This is a genomic window from Nitrospirota bacterium (genome assembly GCA_016235245.1).
Taxonomy (GTDB): Bacteria; Nitrospirota; Thermodesulfovibrionia; order Thermodesulfovibrionales; family UBA6898; genus UBA6898.
Genome location: JACRLO010000024.1, coordinates 1 through 22,838, shown reverse-complemented (window position 1 = coordinate 22,838; position 22,838 = coordinate 1). Strand labels below are relative to the sequence as shown.

At 48.2% G+C, this 22,838-nt stretch carries 20 protein-coding genes and 1 rRNA gene; 14 read left to right on the top strand and 7 right to left on the bottom strand.

Going from position 1 to position 22,838, the window contains the following annotated elements:
• Window positions 1–47 precede the first annotated feature (47 nt).
• From HZB31_11500 to HZB31_11455, 10 genes are all read left to right on the top strand, one after another.
• Window positions 48–818, top strand: coding sequence for a type III pantothenate kinase (locus HZB31_11500; GenBank protein ID MBI5848549.1), 771 nt, complete (start codon window positions 48–50; stop codon window positions 816–818).
• Entirely contained in the window at window positions 796–1,827 is a 1,032-nt protein-coding gene (gene galT / locus HZB31_11495) for a galactose-1-phosphate uridylyltransferase (protein ID MBI5848548.1), read from the top strand. Before HZB31_11500 ends, galT begins: the two co-directional genes overlap by 23 nt.
• Before the next feature lies 1 nt (window position 1,828).
• Window positions 1,829–2,281: a universal stress protein gene (locus tag HZB31_11490; GenBank protein MBI5848547.1), complete on the top strand. Its 453-nt coding sequence runs from the start codon at window positions 1,829–1,831 to the stop codon at window positions 2,279–2,281.
• Window positions 2,278–2,784, top strand: coding sequence for a Mov34/MPN/PAD-1 family protein (locus tag HZB31_11485; GenBank protein MBI5848546.1), 507 nt, complete (start codon window positions 2,278–2,280; stop codon window positions 2,782–2,784). Before HZB31_11490 ends, HZB31_11485 begins: the two co-directional genes overlap by 4 nt.
• Window positions 2,785–2,893: 109 nt before the next feature.
• The gene (locus tag HZB31_11480) at window positions 2,894–3,748 is read left to right on the top strand and encodes an energy transducer TonB (GenBank protein ID MBI5848545.1); all 855 of its coding nucleotides are present in this window, start codon (window positions 2,894–2,896) and stop codon (window positions 3,746–3,748) included.
• Between the two features lie 131 nt (window positions 3,749–3,879).
• Window positions 3,880–5,118, top strand: coding sequence for an insulinase family protein (locus tag HZB31_11475; protein MBI5848544.1), 1,239 nt, complete (start codon window positions 3,880–3,882; stop codon window positions 5,116–5,118).
• The gene (locus HZB31_11470; GenBank protein MBI5848543.1) at window positions 5,115–6,443 is read left to right on the top strand and encodes an insulinase family protein; all 1,329 of its coding nucleotides are present in this window, start codon (window positions 5,115–5,117) and stop codon (window positions 6,441–6,443) included. Before HZB31_11475 ends, HZB31_11470 begins: the two co-directional genes overlap by 4 nt.
• Before the next feature lie 13 nt (window positions 6,444–6,456).
• Entirely contained in the window at window positions 6,457–6,867 is a 411-nt protein-coding gene (locus HZB31_11465; protein MBI5848542.1) for a ferritin-like domain-containing protein, read from the top strand.
• A 101-nt stretch (window positions 6,868–6,968) separates the two neighbouring features.
• The gene (gene hisD, locus HZB31_11460) at window positions 6,969–8,255 is read left to right on the top strand and encodes a histidinol dehydrogenase (protein ID MBI5848541.1); all 1,287 of its coding nucleotides are present in this window, start codon (window positions 6,969–6,971) and stop codon (window positions 8,253–8,255) included.
• A 33-nt stretch (window positions 8,256–8,288) separates the two neighbouring features.
• Window positions 8,289–9,173, top strand: a complete 885-nt coding sequence (locus HZB31_11455; GenBank protein MBI5848540.1) for an ATP phosphoribosyltransferase — start codon at window positions 8,289–8,291, stop codon at window positions 9,171–9,173.
• Between the two features lie 82 nt (window positions 9,174–9,255).
• Here HZB31_11455 and HZB31_11450 read toward each other — a convergent pair whose 3' ends face one another.
• From HZB31_11450 to HZB31_11440, 3 genes are read right to left on the bottom strand one after another with little or no spacing between them, the layout of a single operon-like run.
• The gene (locus HZB31_11450) at window positions 9,256–10,467 is read right to left on the bottom strand and encodes a phosphoglycerate kinase (GenBank protein MBI5848539.1); all 1,212 of its coding nucleotides are present in this window, start codon (window positions 10,465–10,467) and stop codon (window positions 9,256–9,258) included.
• Window positions 10,468–10,494: 27 nt separating this feature from the next.
• Window positions 10,495–11,502: a type I glyceraldehyde-3-phosphate dehydrogenase gene (gene gap, locus HZB31_11445; GenBank protein MBI5848538.1), complete on the bottom strand. Its 1,008-nt coding sequence runs from the start codon at window positions 11,500–11,502 to the stop codon at window positions 10,495–10,497.
• Window positions 11,503–11,513: 11 nt separating this feature from the next.
• Window positions 11,514–12,770, bottom strand: coding sequence for a DUF1015 domain-containing protein (locus HZB31_11440; protein MBI5848537.1), 1,257 nt, complete (start codon window positions 12,768–12,770; stop codon window positions 11,514–11,516).
• Between the two features lie 119 nt (window positions 12,771–12,889).
• On the opposite strand from HZB31_11440, the gene mnmG reads away from it, so the two are divergent.
• The 4 genes from mnmG (at window position 12,890) to clpB (ending at window position 18,962) form a co-directional block, all read left to right on the top strand.
• Window positions 12,890–14,770 (top strand): tRNA uridine-5-carboxymethylaminomethyl(34) synthesis enzyme MnmG, encoded by a 1,881-nt coding sequence (mnmG, locus tag HZB31_11435; GenBank protein ID MBI5848536.1) that lies wholly within the window; start codon window positions 12,890–12,892, stop codon window positions 14,768–14,770.
• 108 nt (window positions 14,771–14,878) lie between these two features.
• Window positions 14,879–15,967 (top strand): molecular chaperone DnaJ, encoded by a 1,089-nt coding sequence (gene dnaJ / locus HZB31_11430; protein ID MBI5848535.1) that lies wholly within the window; start codon window positions 14,879–14,881, stop codon window positions 15,965–15,967.
• On the top strand, window positions 15,964–16,311 hold the full coding sequence (locus HZB31_11425) for a MerR family transcriptional regulator (protein MBI5848534.1): 348 nt from the start codon (window positions 15,964–15,966) through the stop codon (window positions 16,309–16,311). Before dnaJ ends, HZB31_11425 begins: the two co-directional genes overlap by 4 nt.
• A gap of 11 nt (window positions 16,312–16,322) precedes the next feature.
• The gene (gene clpB / locus HZB31_11420) at window positions 16,323–18,962 is read left to right on the top strand and encodes an ATP-dependent chaperone ClpB (protein MBI5848533.1); all 2,640 of its coding nucleotides are present in this window, start codon (window positions 16,323–16,325) and stop codon (window positions 18,960–18,962) included.
• A 50-nt stretch (window positions 18,963–19,012) separates the two neighbouring features.
• Here clpB and HZB31_11415 read toward each other — a convergent pair whose 3' ends face one another.
• The 4 genes from HZB31_11415 to HZB31_11400 all read right to left on the bottom strand — a co-directional run.
• On the bottom strand, window positions 19,013–19,771 hold the full coding sequence (locus HZB31_11415; protein ID MBI5848532.1) for a DNA alkylation repair protein: 759 nt from the start codon (window positions 19,769–19,771) through the stop codon (window positions 19,013–19,015).
• Window positions 19,772–19,782: 11 nt separating this feature from the next.
• Window positions 19,783–20,010: a hypothetical protein gene (locus HZB31_11410; protein ID MBI5848531.1), complete on the bottom strand. Its 228-nt coding sequence runs from the start codon at window positions 20,008–20,010 to the stop codon at window positions 19,783–19,785.
• A gap of 1,053 nt (window positions 20,011–21,063) precedes the next feature.
• Complete coding sequence (locus HZB31_11405) at window positions 21,064–22,608, bottom strand: sigma-70 family RNA polymerase sigma factor (protein MBI5848530.1); 1,545 nt, start codon at window positions 22,606–22,608, stop codon at window positions 21,064–21,066.
• Between the two features lie 126 nt (window positions 22,609–22,734).
• Window positions 22,735–22,838: ribosomal RNA gene (locus HZB31_11400) — 23S ribosomal RNA — on the bottom strand; the annotation flags it as partial.

Below are 22,838 nucleotides of genomic sequence, written 5' to 3'. Positions count from 1 at the left end.
ACACACATACATATAGTAGGAACGTTCGATATAAATTAACTATTATTATGCTTATTGCAACAGACATCGGCAACTCCTCGATAACTATAGGTTATTTCCTGGACAATGGCCTTTTTATGCAGCGTATTCCGACCCATCCCTTAAAGGGAGAGGACGAATATAAGTTGTTATTGCTTTCATACATGAAAGAAAATAATATAGCAAAATCAGCTATCAACGGTATAATATCATCAGTAGTCCCGAGCCATACTAATGTTTTCAGAAAAGTCCTGAAAGGGCTTTCAGGAGAAGGAAAAACCAACATCCTGGTTCTTGACAGTACTCTTTCGGCAATAGGGTTTAGAATATCTGCTCCTGAACAACTCGGGACAGACAGGATAGCAAATGCAACAGCGGCTTTTTCTCTTTTTCAAGGGCCGGCTGCGATAATAGATTTTGGCTCTGCAACGACGATTACGGTTGTCGATGGGCAAGGCTGTTATATCGGAGGCTCGATCATGCCGGGCATAGGCCTTATGAATGACTCTCTTGGAGCAAAGACTTCGAAGCTCAAACAGGTTGAGCTTAAAGAGCCTGAATCAGTCCTTGGAAAGGACACGACAGGCTGCATACTGTCAGGGCTATTAATAGGCACGGCAGGTGCTGTTGAGAGGCTTATTGAAGAGATGGAGACGGAAACAGGACTGATGTTCAATACGATAGTAACGGGAGGATACAGTTTCCTGGTCAATAATTTTATCAAAAGGCCTCATCTCCTTAAACCGGAACTGACCTTAGAGGGATTAAAGATACTCTATGAAAAAAACTGCCCCCACTGAACTGAGAAAAGATCCCTTGCTGGGAAGATGGATAGCAGTACTCAGTGAGTCTGCTCCTCCCTCCGAATACCGGCAGGAACTTGCTTCTGAACGCCTCAGCGATAAGGGCTGTATTCTCTGCGCTGGCCGCGAGAGCGAGACGGCGGGAGAGATCATGCGCATTCGGAACACTTCGTCAACAGGCGCTTCTGATGCCTGGTGGAGCAGAGTTATTCCACACACCAACCCTGTCTTCACGGTTGAGGGAGACCTCGGCAGAAGAGGCGAGGGCATGTATGACAAAATGAACGGCATTGGAGCGAATGAGGTTATCATTGAATCACCTTACCATAATGTCCAGCCTGAGAACATGGGCCTTGAACAGATGACGCGCGTTGTCCAGACGTATAGGGACCGCATTGCAGACCTTGAAAAAGATTCCCGCCTGCGATACACCCTCATCTATAAAAACCACGGGATATCAGCCGGCAGCCATCTCGATCATCCCGTTTCTCACCTTGCCTCCACACCGGTAATCCCCAAGAGGGTCAAGGAAGAGCTCGATGGCGCCAAACAGTATTTTGCCTATAAGGAGCGATGCATCTTCTGTGATGTCATGCGCGAGGAGCTGAGGGTCGGCAGCAGAGTAATTCTCGAAACGCGCCATTATGCGGCGTTCTGCCCTTATGCATCAAAGTTTCCCTTTGAGACATGGATACTGCCGAAAAGACATAACTGCGCATTCCAGGATATTCGTCCAGACGAACTTGAAGACCTGGCTCTCATCCTCTCTTCTGCAATAAAAAAACTGAAGGCACTCTTTCCGAACATTTCGTATAATTACTTCATACATTCTGCACCAAACAGGGTTCCCCGAAAAGACCATTGGCACACCCTCGGGGAGGACTTTCACTGGCACCTTGAGATCATGCCGCGGTTCTTAAGAACAAGCGGATTTGAATGGGGATCAGGCTTTTATATTCTGCCGACATCACCTGAAGACGCAGCCAAATACCTTAGGGAGGTTTAAGATGAAGCTCAACACAATCCTTTTTGCAACTGACTTTTCAGAGGGTTCAAAGAACGCTCTGCCGTATGCCGTGGATCTCGCAAAACGCTACGATGCAAAACTGTTCTTTATGCACGTCATTTATGACGTTGCCAGAACAACAGGATGGTATGTCCCTCACATCTCTGTTGAAGAAATGTATAAGGATCTCGAAAAAGGCGCGAAAACAGAGCTTGAGAAGACCTTTATCGAAGAGATGAGAGGGTTCAAGGGCATTGAACATGTTGTAATGAAAGGCATCCCCTATGAGGAGATCACCAAGTTTGCAGAAACAAACAAGATCGATCTTATTGTCCTGGCAACTCATGGCAGAACCGGCCTTGACAGGCTCCTTTTTGGCAGCACCGCAGAGCAGGTAGTACGCTATGCTCCTTGCCCTGTTCTGTCAGTACGCCTTCCTAAGCATTGGGAATGAGAGTCTATTTATCAGAAAACGCTTTTATAGATCTGTTGCTGAGTTCAGCAGAGGTGTACAAAAAAGAGTGTCTTGGTTTTCTGCTCGGCTATAAGCTGAAGGATCGTTATATTGTGGAGCATGCCTACAGCCTTCAGACTGCCGACAGAAAACCGAAAGGCGTTGTATCCCTTGACAGAAGCCACAAGCAGATCCTGCCTATTCTCGAACGGATGGACAGACTTCAGATTGTCGGGGATTTTCATTCCCATACGCAGTTTGGGCCTCAAAAGGGCTTGCCACGTCCCAGCCGGGAAGATGTTGATGGAATGAGCGCTGACCATGTGTACCTTATCATCGCGATCAACAACCTCCATAAGACCATGATATGGTCAGAAAACAGGGACGGAACAGTATCTGGCACGGTCGGAAATTTCTTTTTTAAGATCGCTGCCTATTACCTCGCAGGACCTTCTTCGCTCAGAAAGGCAAAGATTCACTGTCCTTTCCCCCCCAGTTTCTGAATAACAACAGTCCTTCTCCTTATGGTGAGCGTTCTTGACGCAAGACCCTTTGAAAATTGCTGAATGAGGTTTATACTACGTTAGATATCTTCAACAGGAAAGAGAACCATTGGCCATAAAAAGGTTTCTGCTTATTTCCGTAGCACTCCATGCGATCATCCTCATCGGCATATATTTTCTGCCGGAGCAAAAGACCCGTAAGGCGCGGGAATTTTTTACCCAACTCGTTACCCCTGAGCAGGCAAAAAGCCCTGAGATACTGCCTTCGCCGCCGGCAAAACCGATTCCGGTCCCGCCCGACGCCAGACCTCTTCCAGTCGTTCCCAAATCCCTGAAACCGCTGCCTCCTGTTACCAAGATTCCTCCAAAAACCTCGCCCTCACAGGATAAGCCTATGGTCCCGGGGCAAGGGAAGGACGACGGGAAGCCACTCCCCGAAGGAGCATCGCCAAAGCCTGGAAAAAGCGAGGCCCATGGCGATGAACCCCCTGAAGAGAGTTCTTCCAAGCCTGGCTTCCTCAAAAGCAGCAGCCAGGCAAGCAAGCGTGAGGCATCAAATCGGGAAAAACTTTTCGACATTAATGCGAGAGGCGATGCGGCTCGAAAAGGTGATGGTGCTAAGAAAAAAAATGACCAAATCACCTTTGAATCGCAGGATTATCGGTACGCCGGATATATGAGAAAACTGAAGGAGAAGATCGAGAGCATCTGGGAGTATCCGCCTGAAGCGAGCAAAAAAGGACTCTATGGAGACCTTAAAATCAGCTTCACTATCAGGAAGGATGGAAGGCTAGGGGCTCTGGAACTAATAAGAACTTCAGGATATAAGATGCTTGATGATGCAGCTCTCAAGGCTATCAGGGACGGCGAACCGTATTGGCCCATCCCTGATAGCTGGGGCATGGACTCCTATACGATCAACGGTCACTTTTTCTATACGATGTTCGGCTACGGCATCAGGTAGGTTTTCATTATCCTTTGGCAAGTATAATGCTATATCGGTAAAATAGAAGTATGAAAAAGAAAACCTTTGCAGCATTTTTTATCAGTTTACTGTTTGTTGCTTCGTCTTATGCACTGCCGATCAATGAGTATATGCTCGACAACGGCCTCAAGGTCCTGATCGTCGAGGACCACAAAGCTCCGACAGCCACATTCCAGATCTGGTATAGGGTAGGCTCACTCAATGAGAAGACCGGCAAGACCGGCCTGAGTCATCTGCTTGAGCATATGATGTTCAAGGGAACAAAAAATCACGGGCCCAAGACATTTTCCCAGACCATTCAGCGGTCAGGCGGCACAGATAATGCGTTTACGTCAAAGGACTATACCGGATATTTCGAACTTCTTGCATCTGACCGCATCAGCCTGCCGATCGAGCTTGAGGCGGACCGCATGCAGAACCTTATCCTGACAAAGGAGTCAGTGCTTTCAGAACGCGATGTAGTAATGGAAGAGCGCAGAATGCGCTATGAGGATGACCCGCAGAACTTTGTGATGGAAGAAGTCTTTGCTGCTGCGTTTAAAAACCATTCCTATCGCTGGCCTGTTATCGGCTGGATGTCTGACCTGAAAACGCTCAACCCTGATGACCTTGTCAGTCATTACAGGACATATTATGCACCGAACAACGCAGTGATCATAGTAGTTGGAGACGTAAATCAGCGGGAGATCCTGGCCAAAATAAAGGCAGCCTTCGGCAGCATCCCTGCAGGGCCTCCAATTCCGGCAATAACCGTCGAAGAGGACGAGCAGAAAGGGGAGCGCAGGATTTATGTAAAAAAAGAAGCTGAACTCCCTTATCTCCTTTCGGTCTATAAGGCTCCGAATATTACCCATGCGGATGGATTTGCCCTTGATGTGTTAGGCAGCATTCTTTCGGATGGGAAGAGCTCCAGACTTTATCGCTCGCTTGTTTATGAGAAGCAGATAGCCGTATCTGCATGGGCTGGGTACGAGGGTCTTTATAAGGCTCCCTTTCTCTTCTTCTCTGGGGCAACGGCAGGCCAGGGCAAAAAGATAGAGGATGTTGAAAAGGCCATGTTTGAGGAAATTGAAAAGATCAAAAACGAGCTTCCTTCAGCCCAGGAAGTCCAGAAGGCAAAGAACCAGGTCGAGGCATCGTTCATCATGCAGCAGGATTCGATTTACATGCAGGCTAAAACGATCGGCTCATTTGAGATGACCGTAGGCTGGAAGTTTATCGACAAATATCTTGAAGGTATCCGCAAGGTAACGCCTGAAGATGTGAGCCGCGCTGCAAAGAAATATCTCATTGACGAACAAAAGACGACAGGCATTCTGATTCCGCTCGCAAAGGGAGTGGCGCAATGAAAAAAATTGTTAAACATTTCATTATCATGCTGCTTGCTATTTTTCTTGCATCTCAGGCATCCGGCAGTCCTTTGGCTGAAAAGGATATACTTTCAAACAACATGGTCCTTCTCCATGCAGAGCGAAAGGCACTGCCGATTGTCACAATCGTCATGGCAGTCAGGGCCGGAAGCGTTGTCGAACCTTCTGACAAGGCGGGGCTCGCATATCTGACTGCAGCGCTTTTGAGTGAAGGAACACAAAAAAGAACATCACGGCAGATCAGTGAAGCAATTGAATTTGTGGGCGGTTCGCTCAGCGCCTCAGCAGGTGCTGACTATACCACAATCTCCCTTTCAGTCCTGAAGAAGGACATTGATCTTGGTTTTGATCTCCTCTCTGACATACTGATGAACCCTGCCTTTAACGAAGAGGAGCTAAAGAGAAAGAAAAGGATCACCAGGAACTGGCTCATCCAGCAAAACGAAGAGCCCGGCGCTCTTGCCTCTATCGCTTTTTCAAAGGCTGTGTTTGGGGAGCATCCCTATGCAAGGCAGGTACAGGGAACCATTGAGTCCCTTGACCTGATCAGCAGGCAGGACATTATTGACTTTCATGCCTCCTTCTTTGCACCAAACAACGCGATCATGTCTGTCGTAGGCGACATCAGCAGGGATGAATTGAAGGCTCTCCTGGACAGGCATTTAGGCCAATGGGAAGAAAAAAACATCCCTTCAATACCCCTTCCCGGTATCCGCGCAAAAAATAATCCGACCGTTATCAAAACAAACAAGGACCTCACCCAGTCAAACATTATCATTGGACATCTCGGCATAAGCCGTGACAACCCCGACTACTACGCAGTGTCTGTTATGAACTACATTTTGGGGGGCGGCGGGTTTGCATCGCGCCTTATGGACAATATCCGCGACAACAAGGGTCTTGCATATGATGTGCACAGCTTCTTTTCTGCAAGCAGGTTCAGCGGCAGTTTCCAGGCAGGCCTCCAGACAAAAAATGAGTCTGCAAATGCTGCTATCGACGAAGTCCTCAGGGAAATGGAGCGCATTAAAGCAGAACCTGTGAGTGACAGGGAGCTTCAGGATGCGAAATCATATCTTACCGGAAGTTTCCCCCTGCGCATTGACTCTAACAGCAAAATAGCAGGCTTTGCTCTTGCTGTGGAGTTTAACAGCCTTGGGATGGATTATGTTGATAAGTATCCTTCCCTCATCAATGCGGTCACTCAGGAGGATATCCTCAGGGTGGCAAAGAAATATCTCGATACGAAGAATTATGTCCTCGTTGTTATCGGCAACCTGGAAAAAGCAAAGCTTAAATACTGAAGGAGCTCAGAACATGAAGAAACAGGCCATTATAAACCTTCTGAATCAGGACCTGACCGGTGAAATCGAGGCGATCCTCATCTATATGAGAGACAGTTTTGTAACGCCCCAATGCAGGCCGAGCAGGGAAATGGAAGAGATCGCAAAAGACGAGATGAGGCATGCAGAAAAACTTTCCGAACTGATCGTTGATCTGGGAGGCATACCGTCGATGGAGCACCGTGAGCTGAACTTTGGCAAAGGCGGCCCCAAAGGATATCTTAGGAGACTGATCGAACTCGAAAAAGGTGCCATCGCCATGTACAAGGATCATATTGCGATCATCCCTGATGAGAAGATCAAGAAACTGCTTACGCATATTCTGCATGAAGAGGAAGGACACCTCGAAGAATTCATTGAGCAGCTGAATGAATTCACCGTTTAGCATGTATCCTTTGCCATAGTTTTTGTGAAGAAGTAGTCATTCTTTGCGTCCCGCTTCTCTTTGCTTGAATAATTGCAGGCTACACGATAGAATTAATCACCATGAAAATAATAAGCAAGAGCAGCGACCTGTCGGCATTTCTCAAAAAACTGCAATCCCGCAATGTTTCTGTAAGCAGCTCTGTGCTCCGCACGGTGGAGACTATCCTTGCTGATGTCCGTAAAAACGGTGACACGGCGGTCCTGAAATATACCCAAAAGTTTGATGATAAAAAAGCCTCCAGGCTGAAGGTGAGCGAAGCAGAGATCAGGAAGGCAGCAGGGAAGGCTGACCCCAAAATCATCAAGGCCTTCGAGGTCTCGGCAAAACGCATCAGACGGTTCCATGAGATGCAGAAGGAACACTCCTGGTCCTTCACTGAGGGCGACACAATCCTTGGTCAGGCGATTCGGCCCCTCAAAAGAATCGGCGCATATATCCCGGGCGGCAAAGCCGCATATCCCTCAACCGTTCTTATGAATGTCATCCCTGCGCAGGTGGCTGGGGTGGCTGAGATAGCGCTCTGCGTTCCTGCGCCTGACGGGTTGATGAACCCCTATGTCATGGCCGCTATTGAAATGTTAGGCGTAAAAGAGGTCTACCGTATTGGCGGGGCCCAGGCAGTAGCAGCCTTTGCCTACGGCACCAGGAGCATCAGGAAAGTGGACAAAATCGTCGGTCCGGGCAATATCTTTGTTGCAACAGCAAAGAAGATGGTATTTGGGATCGTTGACATAGACATGGTCGCCGGCCCCAGTGAGATTCTTATCATTGCCGACAGCTCAACACACCCGGCGTTCGTGGCAGCAGACATGCTGAGCCAGGCAGAGCATGACGAGCTTGCTTCCTCTATCCTGATTACAGATTCCCGGAGACTTGCCGAGGCAGCAGCAAAAGAGATTGAACGTCAGCTCAACAAGCTGAAGAGAAAAAAGATCGCAAAAGCTTCACTCGAAAACTATGGGGCCATCATTGTTACAAAAAACATCAAGGAAGCCGTTGCGCTCTCAAACTCAATTGCACCTGAACATCTTGAGATCATGACAAAAAAACCGATTGATATTGTGCCGCTGATCGAAAACGCAGGAGCCATGTTCCTTGGCCCCTGGAGTCCTGAGGCGTTAGGGGATTACTCTGCAGGACCTAACCATACGCTTCCCACAGGCGGCACCGCACGCTTCTCGTCACCCCTTGGGGTGTATGACTTTTATAAGCGTTCAAGTGTTCTGGGCTTCACCAGGGAAGGATTTCTTCGTCTTTCCACTGTCGTCGAAGCTATCGCTGATATAGAAGGACTTGAGGCGCATGGGAACACGATTCGTGTGAGGAAAGAAGAACTCTTGACGTAAACTATGTATTGTATATTCAGAAAGGAAGATTGAATGAAACAAACAAAGAAAATTCTCAGGCTTGGCCTGCCGAAAGGAAGCCTGCAGGAAGCGACCTTAAAGCTTTTCAGAAAGGCAGGCTATCATGTGGCTGTGTCCGGCCGCTCTTACTATCCGATATTCGATGATGTGGAGATAGAGTCCATGCTGATCAGGGCGCAGGAAATGGCCCGGTACGTTGAAAGCGGCATTATCGACTGCGGTCTCACAGGATATGACTGGATCATGGAACAGAACGCTGACATAAAAGAGGTCGCTGAACTGACGTATGCAAAGGAAGGGCTGAAACCGGTCCGTTGGGTCGTTGCTGTCCCCAATGATTCAAAAATCAAGACCATTAAGGACCTCAACGGCAAGAGAATAGCGACTGAACTTGTAGGCTTCACAAAGCGATACCTGAAGGCGAACAAGATCAAGGCAGAGGTAGATTTTTCGTGGGGCGCCACGGAAGTGAAGCCCCCTCATCTCGCTGATGCTATCGTTGAACTGACCGAGACAGGGTCTTCTCTTCGCGCAAACAATCTCAGGATTGTCGAGACGATACTCCAGTCAAGCACTCGCTTCATCTCAAACAAGAAGGCCTGGCAGAACAGATGGAAGCAGCAGAAGATGGAGAACCTGGTTATGCTTCTTAAAGGGGCGCTTGCTGCAGAGGAAAAGGTCGGCATGAAGATGAACGTTAAACAGACCGACCTGAAACGTCTGCTGACCATTTTGCCGGCTATGCACTCACCCACCATATCGGCCCTTTCTGACAGTGGCTGGTATGATCTCGACGTTGTTATCGATGAAAGAAAGGTCCGCGAACTGATACCAAGACTTAAAAAAGCCGGCGCATCAGGCATTGTTGAATATCGGCTGAACAAGGTAATACCGTAGCAACTTCTCAGTGTTTAAAAAACATAAAAGCAGGGCAAGAAGACTTGCCCTGCTTTTTTTATTGTGCCTTTCGTCTTTGCTGCTACTCGGCTTTTCTGTCTGTTAGCGCTGCGATACCCGGAAGTTCCTTGCCCTCAAGAAGTTGCAGAGATGCACCGCCGCCTGTTGAGATGAAAGAAAGCGCATTGGTCACGCCAGCCCTATGTACTGCAAGGTCAGTGTCTCCACCGCCCACAATAGTGAGAGCATAGGCATCGGCTACAGCATTCGCTATGGCATAGGTCCCACGCGAAAAAGCATCTACTTCGAAGACTCCCATGGGGCCGTTCCAGAGGATTGTCTTTGCATTCTCAAGCGCCTCTGAGAAAAGCTTCACGGTTGCAGGCCCGATATCCAGCGCCCTCCATCCCTTCGGAATCTCGAGCGTAGGCACGATCTTAGTTTCAGCACCAGGTTCAAGGCTCTGCGCAATAACACAGTCAACAGGCAGATAGAACTTAATGCCGGTTGACTTGAGCTTTTTCCTGATCCTCTGAGCTGTCTCGATCATCTCAGTCTCAACCAGCGAGTCGCCGACCTCATCACCCATTGCCTTGATAAAGGTGAAGGCCATGCCGCCGCCCACGATGACTTTGTCCACCTTGTTTTCAAGATGCTCGAGCACGCCAATCTTCCCTGATACCTTTGCGCCGCCCAATATCGCGACAAATGGCCTGATCGGGTTATCCACAACTCCCTTGAGATATTCAATTTCCTTTTTCATCAGGAATCCGGCTGCCGATGTGAGAAACCTGGTAATCCCTACCGTAGATGCATGAGCCCTGTGAGCAGCGCCAAATGCATCATTGATGAAAAAGTCTGCAAGGCTTGCCAGTTTCTTTGAGAAGTCTTCATCATTCTTCTCCTCTTCAGCATGGTACCTCAGGTTTTCCAGAAGAACCACATCACCATCCTTCATCTTCGAAACAATATTTTCGACTTGGGAACCGATACAGTCAGGAGCAAATATCACATCCTTGTCAAGCAGTCTCTGCAGCCTCTTTGCAACAGGTGCAAGGCTGTACCGGGGGTCAGGTTTTCCCTTTGGCCTGCCGAGATGGGATGCAAGGATGACCCTTGCTCCTTCGTCTATCGCATAGTTGATCGTTGCCAGAGTCGAACGAATCCTGCTGTCATCCGTAATCCGGAGGTTGTCATCCAGAGGAACATTGAAATCTGCCCGGATAAAGACCCGCTTGCCTTTCAGCCTCAGATCATCAATAGCGAGTTTCCCAAGAACATCCTTGATCGGCATCGGATTCCCATTCTGCTTGGCCATGGATTACCCTCTTTTTTTAATGATGTAGAGGATCAGGTCCCGAAGCCGCGTGCTGTAGCCCCATTCATTGTCATACCAGGATATGACCTTGATCATCCGGCCTTCCATGACCCGGGTGAGGGTCGCATCGAATATCGAGGAATGCGGGTTCCCATTGAAATCGACCGAGACAAGCGGGATATCGACATACTGCAGGACACCCTTCATCGGCCCCTCTGCCCACTTCTTCATGGCAGCATTTATCTCCTCGGCAGTCACATCCTTCTGCATCTCTGCCACGAGGTCGACCACCGAGACGTTGGGGGTCGTGACCCTCATCGAAAAACCGTCGAGTTTGCCCTTAAGTTCAGGCAGCACCAGGCCGATCGCCTTGGCAGCGCCGGTCGTCGAAGGGATCATCGAGATGGCTGCTGCACGGGCCCTCCTGAGGTCCTTATGAGGCAGGTCGAGAATCCGCTGGTCATTGGTGTAGGAATGGATCGTCGTCATCAGGCCCCTGACGATCCCGAATTCCTTATGCAGGACCTTGGCGATCGGGGCAAGGCAGTTGGTGGTGCAGGAGGCGTTTGAGATGATCTTATGCTTTGCCGGGTCCAGACTCTCTTCGTTGATACCCAGGCAGACCGTAATATCAGGCTCCTTGGCCGGCGCCGAGATCAGCACATACTTCGCGCCCGCATCGAGATGCTTTGCTGCCTTTTCCCTGTCGGTGAAGAGGCCGGTAGACTCGATGACGATATCGATCCCGAGTTCCTTCCATGGCAGGTTCTCCGGCGAACGCTCTGCCGTTATTTTGATCTCCTTGCCGTCAACGAAAAGGCTGCTCTCCTTTACCGTCACATCCGAACTAAATATGCCATGCACTGAGTCGTATTTGAGAAGATGTGCAAGGGTCGGAGCATCGGTGAGATCATTGATCGCAACGATCTCGAAGTCAGTGACTCCTTTACTTGTCCTGAGAAAATTCCTTCCAATCCTGCCAAATCCGTTAATTGCTACGCGTAATGCCATGAGGACCTCCGTTATAAAGAATTTTTAAAGATATTCAAAACCATACCGGTCATAAGCTTTGGATAAAAGTAGGTTGATTTCGGCGGCATCCGGAGAGATGCAAGCGCAACACGTTCCACATCATAGACACCTGTTGGATTCAGGAAAAAAGCAGCGCTGAAATCACCTGACCTTACAGCCTGCAGGCATTTCTCCAGATTCATCTCATAGGACACTGCCTCAATATCCAGGATCTGCTTAAAAATGAGATCATGCAGAATTGTCACATCAAGGTCCCTAAGTTCAGGCGGCACACCATGGATCCCTTCGCCTTTGTAGCTCAGACTATGCCAGGTATCGCCTCCTGTGTATAATCCATACATATCTCTTCTGCCTGCGATTGCTGAGGGTATATCGTCAGTGATCTTCATTTCCCGTATGTCAAAGTCTGCTGAAAGCTGTTCGAGCGCATCTGCAGGAAACTCCTTCACCAGCCTGTGAGTCGGGAGGATAGTGAGGCCCTCGTCAGCCATATTTGCAAGGAACATAAGCACATAGTCATAAGGCCTTGGCGAGCCGGATGGTCCTTCCTTTTTCTGCATCTCCTTCTGGTATTCAAGGGCTGTTTCATACCGGTGATGGCCGTCAGCGATAAAGACCGCTTTGTTAGCCAGTTCTGCAGTTATTGCGCCAACACTCTTATCGTCATCAATCTGCCATAGGCGATGAACAGAACCGCTTGCATCCATTGCCTCGATATAGGGCTTCTCCCTGCTTTTGTCCTGAAGTATCCCGGAGGCCTTCTTTTCAGGGCTGTTGTATATCGAAAAAATGGGGCTAATGTTCGCCTCGCAGTATCTCATCAGGTCGAGGCGGTCTTTCTTGGGCTTGGAGTGAGTGTATTCATGGGGATGGATATTGCCCTTGCCTAGGGCCTCAAGCTTTACCAGACCGAGAAATCCCCGCAAGGTCAGTTTCTTGCCCTGCATGGTATAGGCCACCTCGTAGCAGTAGAAACCGGGTCTGCGGCTTGAAACAAGCGCCTCTTCCTTCAGCCAGCTTTCAAGGGATGCCTTCGCCCTTGTGTACCTGTTTTCATGCTCGTTGTCTTCCGGATTCTTGATGCCAAAGTCTATTCTGACAATGTTATAAGGGCTCTTGGCATATAAGACCAACCTGTCTTCAGGAGTTATGATGTCATAGGGCGGCGCAAGAAGCTCCTCCCCTGAGCTTTTTGACACCTTCGGGACATTAAACAGGACTCCCTTGAAAGGGACTACTTCAGCCATGTATTCTCTCCGTGGGATTAAAGATTTGCTATTTTAGCATGCAGATTGCGGTTTATTCCAGCATTGAAGGCAGGCCTTCCGGTGCGCTGATAACAGGAATTATCTTATAATAAGAATTCATGACTATGAATAAAACATATGAGGTGATCGTTATCGGAGCCGGACATGCCGGCTGTGAGGCTGCTCTGGCGTCTGCACGCATGGGGCTTTCAACCTGTATCTTCACGATGAACCTCGACACTATTGGACAGATGTCCTGCAATCCGGCGATTGGCGGACTTGCCAAGGGTCATCTTGTAAGGGAGATCGATGTGCTTGGCGGCGAGATGGCAAAGGTGACTGACAAGGCTGGCATTCAATTTCGGATGCTGAACAAGTCAAAAGGGCCTGCTGTCTGGTCTTTGAGGGCTCAGGCTGACAGGGTCCTGTACAGGCTCAGAATGCGGAGAATGCTTGAGGAGCAGGAGAAGCTCGACATCAAGCAGGCGACCATTGAGGAAATTCTTGCGCCTGATAACAAGATATGCGGAGTGAAGACATCCCTTGGAACTGTCTATGACACAAAGTGCGTGGTTATTACTGCCGGAACGTTCCTTAAAGGCCTGATGCATATAGGCCACGACAGTTTTGAAGCAGGTCGGGCAGGCGAGCTCCCTTCTGTCGGACTTTCCAATAGTCTCGCTCAGCTTGGATTGAAACTCGGCAGACTAAAAACAGGAACACCTGCACGGCTGGATGCAAAATCCATTGATTTTTCAAAAACTGAAGCACAATATGGTGACAATCCTCCACTTCCGTTTTCGCATGGCACCGAAAAGATCGTAAACCCACAACTACCCTGTTACATAACCTATACGAACAAGGAAACTCATGCCATAATAAGGGAAAATCTGCAGCGTTCTGCCATGTACAGCGGCAAGATAACCGGCATCGGTCCGCGCTATTGCCCCTCTATCGAGGACAAGATCGTCAGGTTTGCTGACAGAGAGCGGCATCAGGTTTTCCTCGAACCGGAAGGACTTGAAACAACAGAGTATTATGCAAATGGTGTTTCTACCAGTCTTCCCTATGATATTCAGCTCAGTTTTTTGAGAACTATCCCAGGCCTCGAAGAGGTCGAGATCATGCGGCCCGCCTATGCCATTGAATATGACTTTGTGTCCCCTACACAGCTAAAGCACTCTCTTGAGACAAAGAAGATTGAGGGCCTGTTCCTTGCAGGCCAGATTAACGGCACATCAGGGTATGAAGAGGCTGCTGCTCAGGGGCTAATGGCAGGCATCAATGCTGCCCTGAAAATTCAGGGGCGAGAGGCCCTCATCCTTGGACGACATGAAGCATATATCGGCGTTCTTATTGATGACCTGGTTACAAAAGGGACTCAGGAGCCATACCGCATGTTCACCTCTCGCTCAGAATACCGGCTTCTTTTGAGGCATGACAATGCAGACCTCAGGCTTATGGAAAAAGGCCATGACATCGGGTTGTTAGCCGGCGATCTGTATGACCGGTTTGTAGATAAGAAGGCAAAGATTGAAGAAGAAACGCAGAGACTCAGAAAAGTCAGGATAAAACCATCTGTGATCAACAACACGCTGAATGCCCTCAGCACATCCGTTATCAACGAAGACATCACGCTCGACCAACTTCTCAAGCGGCCTGAAGTTTCCTATGCCGTAATAAAGGAGCTTGCCCCTTCCTTTGCCCTGCTGAATGACGATATTGAGCAACAGGTTGAAATTCAGACAAAGTATGAAGGATATATCCGGCGGCAGATGGAAGCTGCAGAGAGGCTTCTGGGGATCGAAAACAAAAAAATTCCGTCTGATTTTGATTACCGTTTGTTGCCGGGAATATCAAGAGAGCTCCTCTTTAAACTTGAAGAGATTCGACCAGACAGTCTCGGTCAGGCCGGCAGAATACAGGGCATGACCCCGGCAGCGCTTTCAATTCTGATGGTTGCCGTTGAAAAACTGCGACGTCTGAAACCAACCAAGTAATTTTCCTCGAAGATTTCAATTATCCTATCAGGCACTATAGTTATATTCATAGAAACATACTTGACATGAATCGACTAAGGTTATATCATATGGAAACAAGGAGAAATCATGGCCAATAATGCGAAAGATTACTACGCAACGCTGGGAGTGGACAAAAAAGCCTCCCAGGATGAGATCAAAAAGGCATTCCGGAAGCTGGCACGCAAATACCATCCTGATCTCAACCCCAAAGACAAGACTGCTGAGCATAAGTTCAAAGAACTGAGTGAGGCATATGAGGTGTTAGGCGATGAGAAAAAACGAGCTGATTATGACCAGTTTGGCAAATCTCCTTTTGACAGCGGCGGCCCTGGCTTCGATTATCGGGCCTACACCTCCGGCGACCGATTTGATTTTGGTGGTTTTGGGGACATTTTTTCCGATCTCTTCAGTAATGGTGGTGGGCAACATGAGGCTGACCTGAGAGGGTCTGACCTGGTAATGGGTCTTGAGCTTTCGATGGAGGAGGCCTTCTCTGGCGTCACAAAACCGATAACGTTCAACAGGGAGGTCGCATGTAAAGAATGCCATGGCACAGGAGCAGAAACGTTTCAACAGTGCGACAACTGTAAAGGCACCGGCAAGGTGACCGCATCAAAAGGATTCTTTAAGATGGCCCAGCCCTGCCCTCCATGCAGCGGAACGGGCAGAAAGACCACAAAGCCGTGCCGACATTGTGCCGGAAGAGGCATGATGCTTCACACAGAGTCGATTAAGGTAAAGATTCCTGCCGGGGCTGACACGGGCTCGCGTGTAAGGCTAAAGGGCATGGGAGCTGCAGGACACGGCAGTGGCAGCTATGGGGACCTGCAGATTGAAATTACCATCAGGCCGCATCCGCTGTTTACCAGAAAAGAAAACGATATTTACCTCGATCTGCCGATTACCTTTGGAGAAGCAGCACTCGGGGCCAAGATTGAGATACCGACCATGGAAGGCGGGACCCTTATGACGCTGCCTCCGGGGGCACAGAGCGGCCAAAAGTTCAAACTCTCGGGCAAAGGCTTCCCCTCTTCAAAAACAGGCAGGCGAGGCGATCAGTTCGTGACAATAAAAGTGGCTGTACCCAAGAATCTTACCGAGCAGGAGAAGGCTGCAATTCAGAGTATTGAGGCACTCTACAAGGAGTCACCAAGAAAAGGAATGGTGAGGAAATGAAGAGACGTGACAAGGACGAGCCCGTTTATCTGATCAGCATCGTATCAAAGCTCCTGAATGTGCATCCCCAGACGTTGCGTCTTTATGAAAGAGAAGGATTCATACAGCCCAGCCGGGCAAAGAAACAGAGGATATATTCGGAGAGCGACATTGAAAAACTCAATCTCATCCTTCAACTGACCAGGGAGCTCGGTGTAAACAGAGCCGGCGTTGATATTATTCTCAGGATGAGGCATCGCATGGAGGTGCTCCAGCAGGAGATGGAGGAGATGATGGAACATCTTGAAGATGAGATCAGGAAGGACTTTAGAGATAAACTACGCAGGGCCTTGAAAACAGAGTAAGGAGAACTATCATGGATAAGTTTACGATAAAAAGCCAGGAGGCAGTGCAGAATGCGCAGAGACTTGCCGAGAGAAAGGGACACCAGCAGATCGATGTGGAGCACCTTCTCTGGTCTCTGCTCGATGACGAAGAAGGTGTTGCTTTACAGATTATAAAAAAGGTTGGGGTAAACACGCTGCTCCTGAAAAAGGACATCGAGACTGCCCTGGACCGTATGCCGAAGGTGATAAGCGCAACACCTGTTGGCCAGATCTATATTACACCGAAATTGAAAGAAGTTTTTGAAGCAGCAAAAAAAGAGGCAGAACGGCTGAAAGACGAGTATGTCAGTGTAGAACTTCTCCTGATAGCAGTACTTTCGGTCAGTTGTCCTTCCTCAGACATTCTTAAAAAATATGGCGTGGATCCTGCAAAACTCCTCGCAGCACTGCAGGAGATCCGTGGAAGCCAGCGTGTCACTGACCAGAACCCCGAAGAAAAGTACCAAGCTCTGAAAAAGTTCAGCAAGGACCTTACCGAGCTTGCAGCCAAAGGAAAGCTGGATCCGGTAATCGGTCGTGATGAAGAGATCCGGAGGATTATCCAGGTACTTTCGAGGAGGACCAAGAACAATCCTGTTCTCATTGGTGATCCTGGAGTCGGGAAAACCGCAATGGCTGAAGGTCTGGCACAGAGGATTATTGCCGGTGATGTACCCGAAACCCTGAAAAATAAAAAAGTCGTGGCCCTTGATATGGGAGCCCTTATTGCAGGAGCAAAGTTCAGGGGCGAGTTCGAAGACCGGCTGAAGGCTGTGATCAGGGAAATCGAAGAGGCAGAAGGCAGAATCATCCTTTTCATTGACGAACTCCATACCCTTGTAGGCGCGGGAGCCGCTGAGGGCTCTGTTGATGCATCCAATATGCTCAAGCCGGCATTGGCTAGGGGAGAACTTCGCTGTGTCGGTGCGACTACCCTTGGAGAATACCGTAAATATATTGAAAAAGACCCGGCGCTGCAAAGACGATTTCAGCCTGTCCTGGTCAAGGAGCCGTCTGTTGAAGATACAATCTCAATATTGAGAGGCCTTAAAGGCAAATACGAAGTACATCACGGCGTAAAAATAAAGGACTCGGCGCTAATCTCTGCGGCAGTGCTTTCTCACCGCTACATAACCGACAGGTTTCTGCCGGACAAGGCAATCGATCTGATCGATGAGTCTGCATCAAAGCTCAGAATGGAGATCGACAGTATGCCCGTTGAGCTTGATGAGATAGAGCGCAGGATTCGGCAGCTTGAGATTGAAAAGCAGGCTGTGATGAAAGACAACGGTAAGGAATCAAAAGACAAGCTCCAAAAGATAGAAAAGGAAATGTCAGCTCTTGATGGCCAGAGGGGTGAACTCAGAGCTCAGTGGCTGAGCGAAAAAGAAGTTATCTTCAAAATTCGGAATCTGAAGGAGCAAATCGAACTGACGAAGAGCGAATCTGAGAAGGCTGAGCGTGAAGGAGACCTCGCTAAGGCTGCGGAACTGAGATATGGAAGACTTCTTGAACTTCAGAAGTCCCTTGAAGCGGAGAATACCATGCTTATTGGTGCTCAGCAAAAGGGGAAAATGCTCAAGGAAGAGGTCGACGAGGAAGATATAGCAGAGGTTGTTTCAAAATGGACGAACATCCCCGTAACAAAGATGCTTGAGGGCGAGATAAAGAAACTGCTTCATATGGATGCCCGCCTCAGATTGCGGGTTATCGGGCAGGACGAAGCAATTGAGGCTGTCTCAGATGCTGTCAGAAGGGCACGCGCAGGCATCCAGGACCCGAACAGGCCGATCGGATCGTTTATATTCCTTGGGCCCACCGGGGTCGGAAAGACGGAGCTTGCAAAGGCCCTGGCGGAGTTCCTGTTTGATGATGAAAATGCGATGATCAGAATCGACATGTCCGAGTATCAGGAGCGTCATACCGTCTCAAGGCTCATAGGAGCGCCCCCCGGCTATGTTGGGTATGAAGAAGGCGGGCAGCTTACCGAAGCAGTCAGAAGAAGGCCATACTCTGTTGTGCTCTTTGATGAGGTCGAGAAGGCTCATCCTGAGGTGTTCAACCTTCTTTTGCAGCTCCTTGATGATGGCAGACTTACGGATAGTCACGGTAAAACCGTCGATTTCAGGAATACCGTAGTAATTATGACATCCAACCTTGGGAGTACGCATATTCAGGAAATGCTTATAGAAAAAGAAAAAAACCCTGACGCCTATTGGATAGATAATTCCGGGCAGGAATTCAAAGATAGGGTGATGCAGGACCTGAAGGCATTTTTCAAGCCAGAGTTCCTGAATCGGGTCGATGAGATAATTATATTTAATCCGCTTACCAGGAAACTCCTCGCCAGTATTGTTGATATCCAGGTTGAGCGGATGAAGAAATATATCAGGGAGAAAAATATTGACGTGAAGCTGACCGAGAAGGCAAAAGAATACTTCGCTGAGATAGGGTTTGATCCCACATATGGTGCAAGGCCGCTCAAGAGAGTGCTTCAGAAGATGATCCTGAACGAGCTCGCAAAGAAGATCCTCGATGGTTCGTTTCAGGAAGGTGATACTGTTGAGGTTGATGTCGACAACGGACAGGTCACCTTCAGCAGAGAGATTGCTGCTGAGATCGCTTCATAACTTACGAACTACAGCGATTGATATGCATTTCATAGAGAGGGGCAGAGGAGTTATTCTCTGCCCCTCTCTATTGACCGTTTCTTTAACGGGATGCTGAGACAGGGTCCTTTTTTGTTCATCCAGTAGCGTCTTTTCTTATCATCGAACCGCTCTATAGAATATCTGAGCATGGTGCGGGGCATCTCATGAGCATGCTTATTCAGGAACTCTTCTTCTCTTTGTACATCCCTTTTGCCGATTTCCCGAAGCATCCAGCCCACGGCCTTATGGATCAGGTCGTGTCTGTCGTGCAGCAGCATCCCGGAGATAGCAAGTGCCTCTTTGAAGCTGCCCTTTCTTATAAACGCAAAGGTTGCCATAATAGCAATTCTCCTTTTCCAGAGATTGTCTGATTCTGCAAGGCGATACAGCATAGTCGGATTTTCCCCATAACAATGATCACCCAGGATATGGGGCGCAGAAAGATCCACAAGATCCCAGTTATTGATGCAGGAGGCGTGAGTAAGGTAGAAGTCCGCTATCTTCTTTTTAACCTGCTCATCAGCCTTCTGATACTGACCGACCAGAATAAACAGAGCGATAAGCCGGTGTTCATGAACCTTGCTTGCAAGGAGTGCTTTAATGTCCTGAAGGGAGAGGGCTGCATACTTCTTTGCTATTCGCCGCTGTTGAGGCACCATAATACCGAGAAAGATATCACCCTCGCCGTATTGACCCTTGCCTGTTTTAAAAAAACGGGCAAGGGTTTTCGCTTTTTCAGGATTGGCAATCTTCAGAAGATCAGCTTTCAGGCGCGGCAGAGGCTGCATAGGGGAAAAGGTTAAGGAAGTTCTTTGTGCAGCTCTGTTCCAAACCGGGAGTTCAACTCTCTGACCGCAAGTATGAACTTCTTCTTACCCTCTCCGGTATCAAGGTCCACTCCCTGGCTTATCATCTCATCCTTCAGAGTATCGAGCGCCCTGAGATAAAGATCATCGGGAGCAAGATAGTCCTTTATTAACTGTGCTTTTTCCTGTTCATTCTTGACATATATTTCTATTCCTGACATCTGAACTCCTGATTGCTTTTTGTTATATTTTCTGTTAAAGACATATTTTTTGCAACTGGCCGGAAGAAGCATGTAAGCAAGGCTTGACACAAGGCGAGATTATGCTTGACAGTTTTGGTGTTTCCGGTTATGTTTTTAGTTGAGGAATAACTTTAAAAAAGGAGAAGTATCGTGCTGAATAAAAAACTAATAATGTTGATTGTAATCGTCCTGGTGGGCGTAACAACGTTTGCGCTTGCTCAAGAGCAGGAGATTAAGGATTATAAAGTGCAGCAGGGTGATACCCTTTGGGATATATCCAGGAAGGAGCTTAATGATCCTTTTCTCTGGCCAAAGGTTTGGAAGGAAAACCCGGACATTGCGAATCCAGATAAGCTTATACCGGGGCAGATCGTAAAGATACCTCTTTATCTGCTCCAGAAGGAGATACAAAAGGAAGAGCCTGTTATCGAGCCAGAACAGCCCAAGCCTGCTCCCATCCCGATAGCTGAGCCGGCACCACCTAAACCCAAGCCGCTTGTCAACGCTAATGCCTATATATCAAGTGGCTATATTGCAAGTGCGATAAATGATTTGGGACTAGTCATTGGATCGCCTTCAGGAAAAACCCTTTTGGGCACCCATGATATGGTCTTCGTAAAGACAAAGGCGGCTGCTAAGCCTGGCGACCGTTTCTATCTTCTGAGAAAAGGTCCCGTTGTAAAGCATCCTGTCACAAAAAGTATCCTGGGCTATCTTATTGAAATTACCGGCATTGCCGAAATAAAAAAGTCCGAATATGACGGGCAGACACCTGCTCAGATTATAGAAAGTTTTTCTGATGTAAACATTGAAGATATACTTGTAGCCTATCAGAAAGAAACCCCGCCGTTTGTCTCTGAAATAGAGTGCGGAACGCCAAAAATTAATGGATACATTGTCGAGGCTCGGCAACTTCGCCTTAATAACGGCCAGTTTGACATTGTTTATATTGATAAGGGGAAAAAGGATAATATGAAAGTTGGCGATCTCCTGAAAACGGCCAATAAAGGGAAGTTTACGGTCTCAAATGGACTAATACAGGTAATTAAAGTACAGGAATCGACTTCCGTGGCAGTCGTCAGACAAAGCACAGATGCCATCACAAAGGGAAATCTGATAACAGAGGCAGAAAAGCAGAAGTATCCTTTCTGCAGCAATCGCTAGATTTCTAAGGGCCTTTGCTTCTATTTGTCTTACTCGTTCGCGTGTAATTGAAAGATGTCTGCCGACTTCTTCGAGGGTATGATCCCTGTCAACACCAATGCCAAATCTCATCCTGATCACCTTTTCTTCTTTTGGTGTCAGCGTCTTCAAAATCATTAGGATCTGATCAGAGATCTCGTTTCTTTCAGCATCGGAATAGGGAGATGGACTGTTTTTATCGCCGATAAAGTCTTCCAATTCTGTGTCTTCATCGCCAACTGGAGTCTGCAGCGCAATGGGATCCTGTATCGCGCGGAAAACCTCTTCAACTTTCCGGGTAGGAACACCCAGCTTCTTTGCAATCTCTTCATTGCTCGGCTCTCTGCCCAATGCCTGAGTCAACTCTCTCGAAGCCTTGGTAACACGATTATAAAACTCCATCATATGCACGGGAACACGTATGGTTTTTGTCTGGTCAATAAGTGCGCGTGTTATTGCCTGGCGTATCCACCACGTTGCATAGGTCGAAAATTTGAAGCCTTTCTCATACTTGAACTTATCAACCGCCTTCATCAGTCCGATGTTGCCTTCCTGAATAAGATCAAGGAGAGGAAGACCTCTTCCAACATAGTTTTTTGCAATATTGACTACAAGACGGAGGTTTCGCGTAATAAGCTCATTTTTCGCCTCCATAACAAGCGACCGTGCCCTGGCAACCCTGTCCCATTTCTCTTTCAGCTCATCAATCTTGATTCCTATTTCCGCTTCAACTTTTTTGTATTTAGCCTGTATCTCTTTTGCCAGTTCGTTAAGCTTCAGCGGATTGATTTCTTTCTTCTTCTTGTCGTTTATGAGTTTCTTGAGGTCTTTGAGATTTCCATGCCGACCGATCTTTCGGTCAGAAGATTCTATTTCTCGCATGCGTTCGTCGAGAATTTTCAGGCTCTTGATTAATGCCTCATCAGGCTTCTCTTCCTCTTCGCCCTCTTCAACCTCTTGATCTTCGATCTCCTCTTCCTCGCCAAGCAGCTCACGCTCAAGCGCAAGCTGCTCCTCTACATTCTTGTAGAGAGGCATTGCCACAACGATATCACGGATGATATTTCTTCCCTCTTCCAGGCGCTTGGCAAGCTCGGTTTCCTCATCCTTCGTCAGGATAGAGATGTCTCCCATAGAGTGGAAATATGCCTGCACGAGGTCTTCGGTTTTTTCGTATTCAACCGGTTCTTCATCAAGTTCCTCTTCGATGGGCGTTTCATCCTCTACCGAGTCGGTAACCTTTACCCCCATGTCCTGCAGGAGGTCCATGAGATCTTCTATTTCATCGGGAGAAAAGTATTCAGACGGAAGAGCCTCATTGATCTGGTCATAGGTAAGCACACCCCGGCGCTTGCCGACATCAATGATCTCTTCAAATATGTCACGTTCCTTCATCTGTCACCTTTTTCTGAGGATAAGAAAAGGGGCTCTGTCGGCCCCCTTGTATTTATGTGTTTTTATCTTACTACGTTTTTTTCTTTTGGCAAGAAGTTTTTTTGACAACAGGAGGGAAGAGAAATAAGGGTCAAGCCACACGGTCAATTAGTACTGGTCAGCTGAACATATTACTACGCTTACACCTCCAGCCTATCAACGTGGTAGTCTACCACAGACCTTTAGGGGGC

Coding starts and splice junctions, on each gene's coding strand:
- dnaJ (MBI5848535.1), top strand. CDS start 14,879: ATGGCCAATAATGCGAAAGATTACTACGCAACGCTGGGAGTGGACAAA.
- HZB31_11455 (MBI5848540.1), top strand. CDS start 8,289: ATGAAACAAACAAAGAAAATTCTCAGGCTTGGCCTGCCGAAAGGAAGC.
- gap (MBI5848538.1), bottom strand. CDS start 11,502: ATGGCATTACGCGTAGCAATTAACGGATTTGGCAGGATTGGAAGGAAT.
- HZB31_11475 (MBI5848544.1), top strand. CDS start 3,880: ATGCTCGACAACGGCCTCAAGGTCCTGATCGTCGAGGACCACAAAGCT.
- galT (MBI5848548.1), top strand. CDS start 796: ATGAAAAAAACTGCCCCCACTGAACTGAGAAAAGATCCCTTGCTGGGA.
- HZB31_11490 (MBI5848547.1), top strand. CDS start 1,829: ATGAAGCTCAACACAATCCTTTTTGCAACTGACTTTTCAGAGGGTTCA.
- HZB31_11470 (MBI5848543.1), top strand. CDS start 5,115: ATGAAAAAAATTGTTAAACATTTCATTATCATGCTGCTTGCTATTTTT.
- HZB31_11500 (MBI5848549.1), top strand. CDS start 48: ATGCTTATTGCAACAGACATCGGCAACTCCTCGATAACTATAGGTTAT.
- mnmG (MBI5848536.1), top strand. CDS start 12,890: ATGACTATGAATAAAACATATGAGGTGATCGTTATCGGAGCCGGACAT.
- HZB31_11425 (MBI5848534.1), top strand. CDS start 15,964: ATGAAGAGACGTGACAAGGACGAGCCCGTTTATCTGATCAGCATCGTA.
- HZB31_11450 (MBI5848539.1), bottom strand. CDS start 10,467: ATGCCGATCAAGGATGTTCTTGGGAAACTCGCTATTGATGATCTGAGG.
- HZB31_11415 (MBI5848532.1), bottom strand. CDS start 19,771: ATGCAGCCTCTGCCGCGCCTGAAAGCTGATCTTCTGAAGATTGCCAAT.
- HZB31_11465 (MBI5848542.1), top strand. CDS start 6,457: ATGAAGAAACAGGCCATTATAAACCTTCTGAATCAGGACCTGACCGGT.
- HZB31_11410 (MBI5848531.1), bottom strand. CDS start 20,010: ATGTCAGGAATAGAAATATATGTCAAGAATGAACAGGAAAAAGCACAG.
- HZB31_11440 (MBI5848537.1), bottom strand. CDS start 12,770: ATGGCTGAAGTAGTCCCTTTCAAGGGAGTCCTGTTTAATGTCCCGAAG.
- clpB (MBI5848533.1), top strand. CDS start 16,323: ATGGATAAGTTTACGATAAAAAGCCAGGAGGCAGTGCAGAATGCGCAG.
- hisD (MBI5848541.1), top strand. CDS start 6,969: ATGAAAATAATAAGCAAGAGCAGCGACCTGTCGGCATTTCTCAAAAAA.
- HZB31_11405 (MBI5848530.1), bottom strand. CDS start 22,608: ATGAAGGAACGTGACATATTTGAAGAGATCATTGATGTCGGCAAGCGC.
- HZB31_11485 (MBI5848546.1), top strand. CDS start 2,278: ATGAGAGTCTATTTATCAGAAAACGCTTTTATAGATCTGTTGCTGAGT.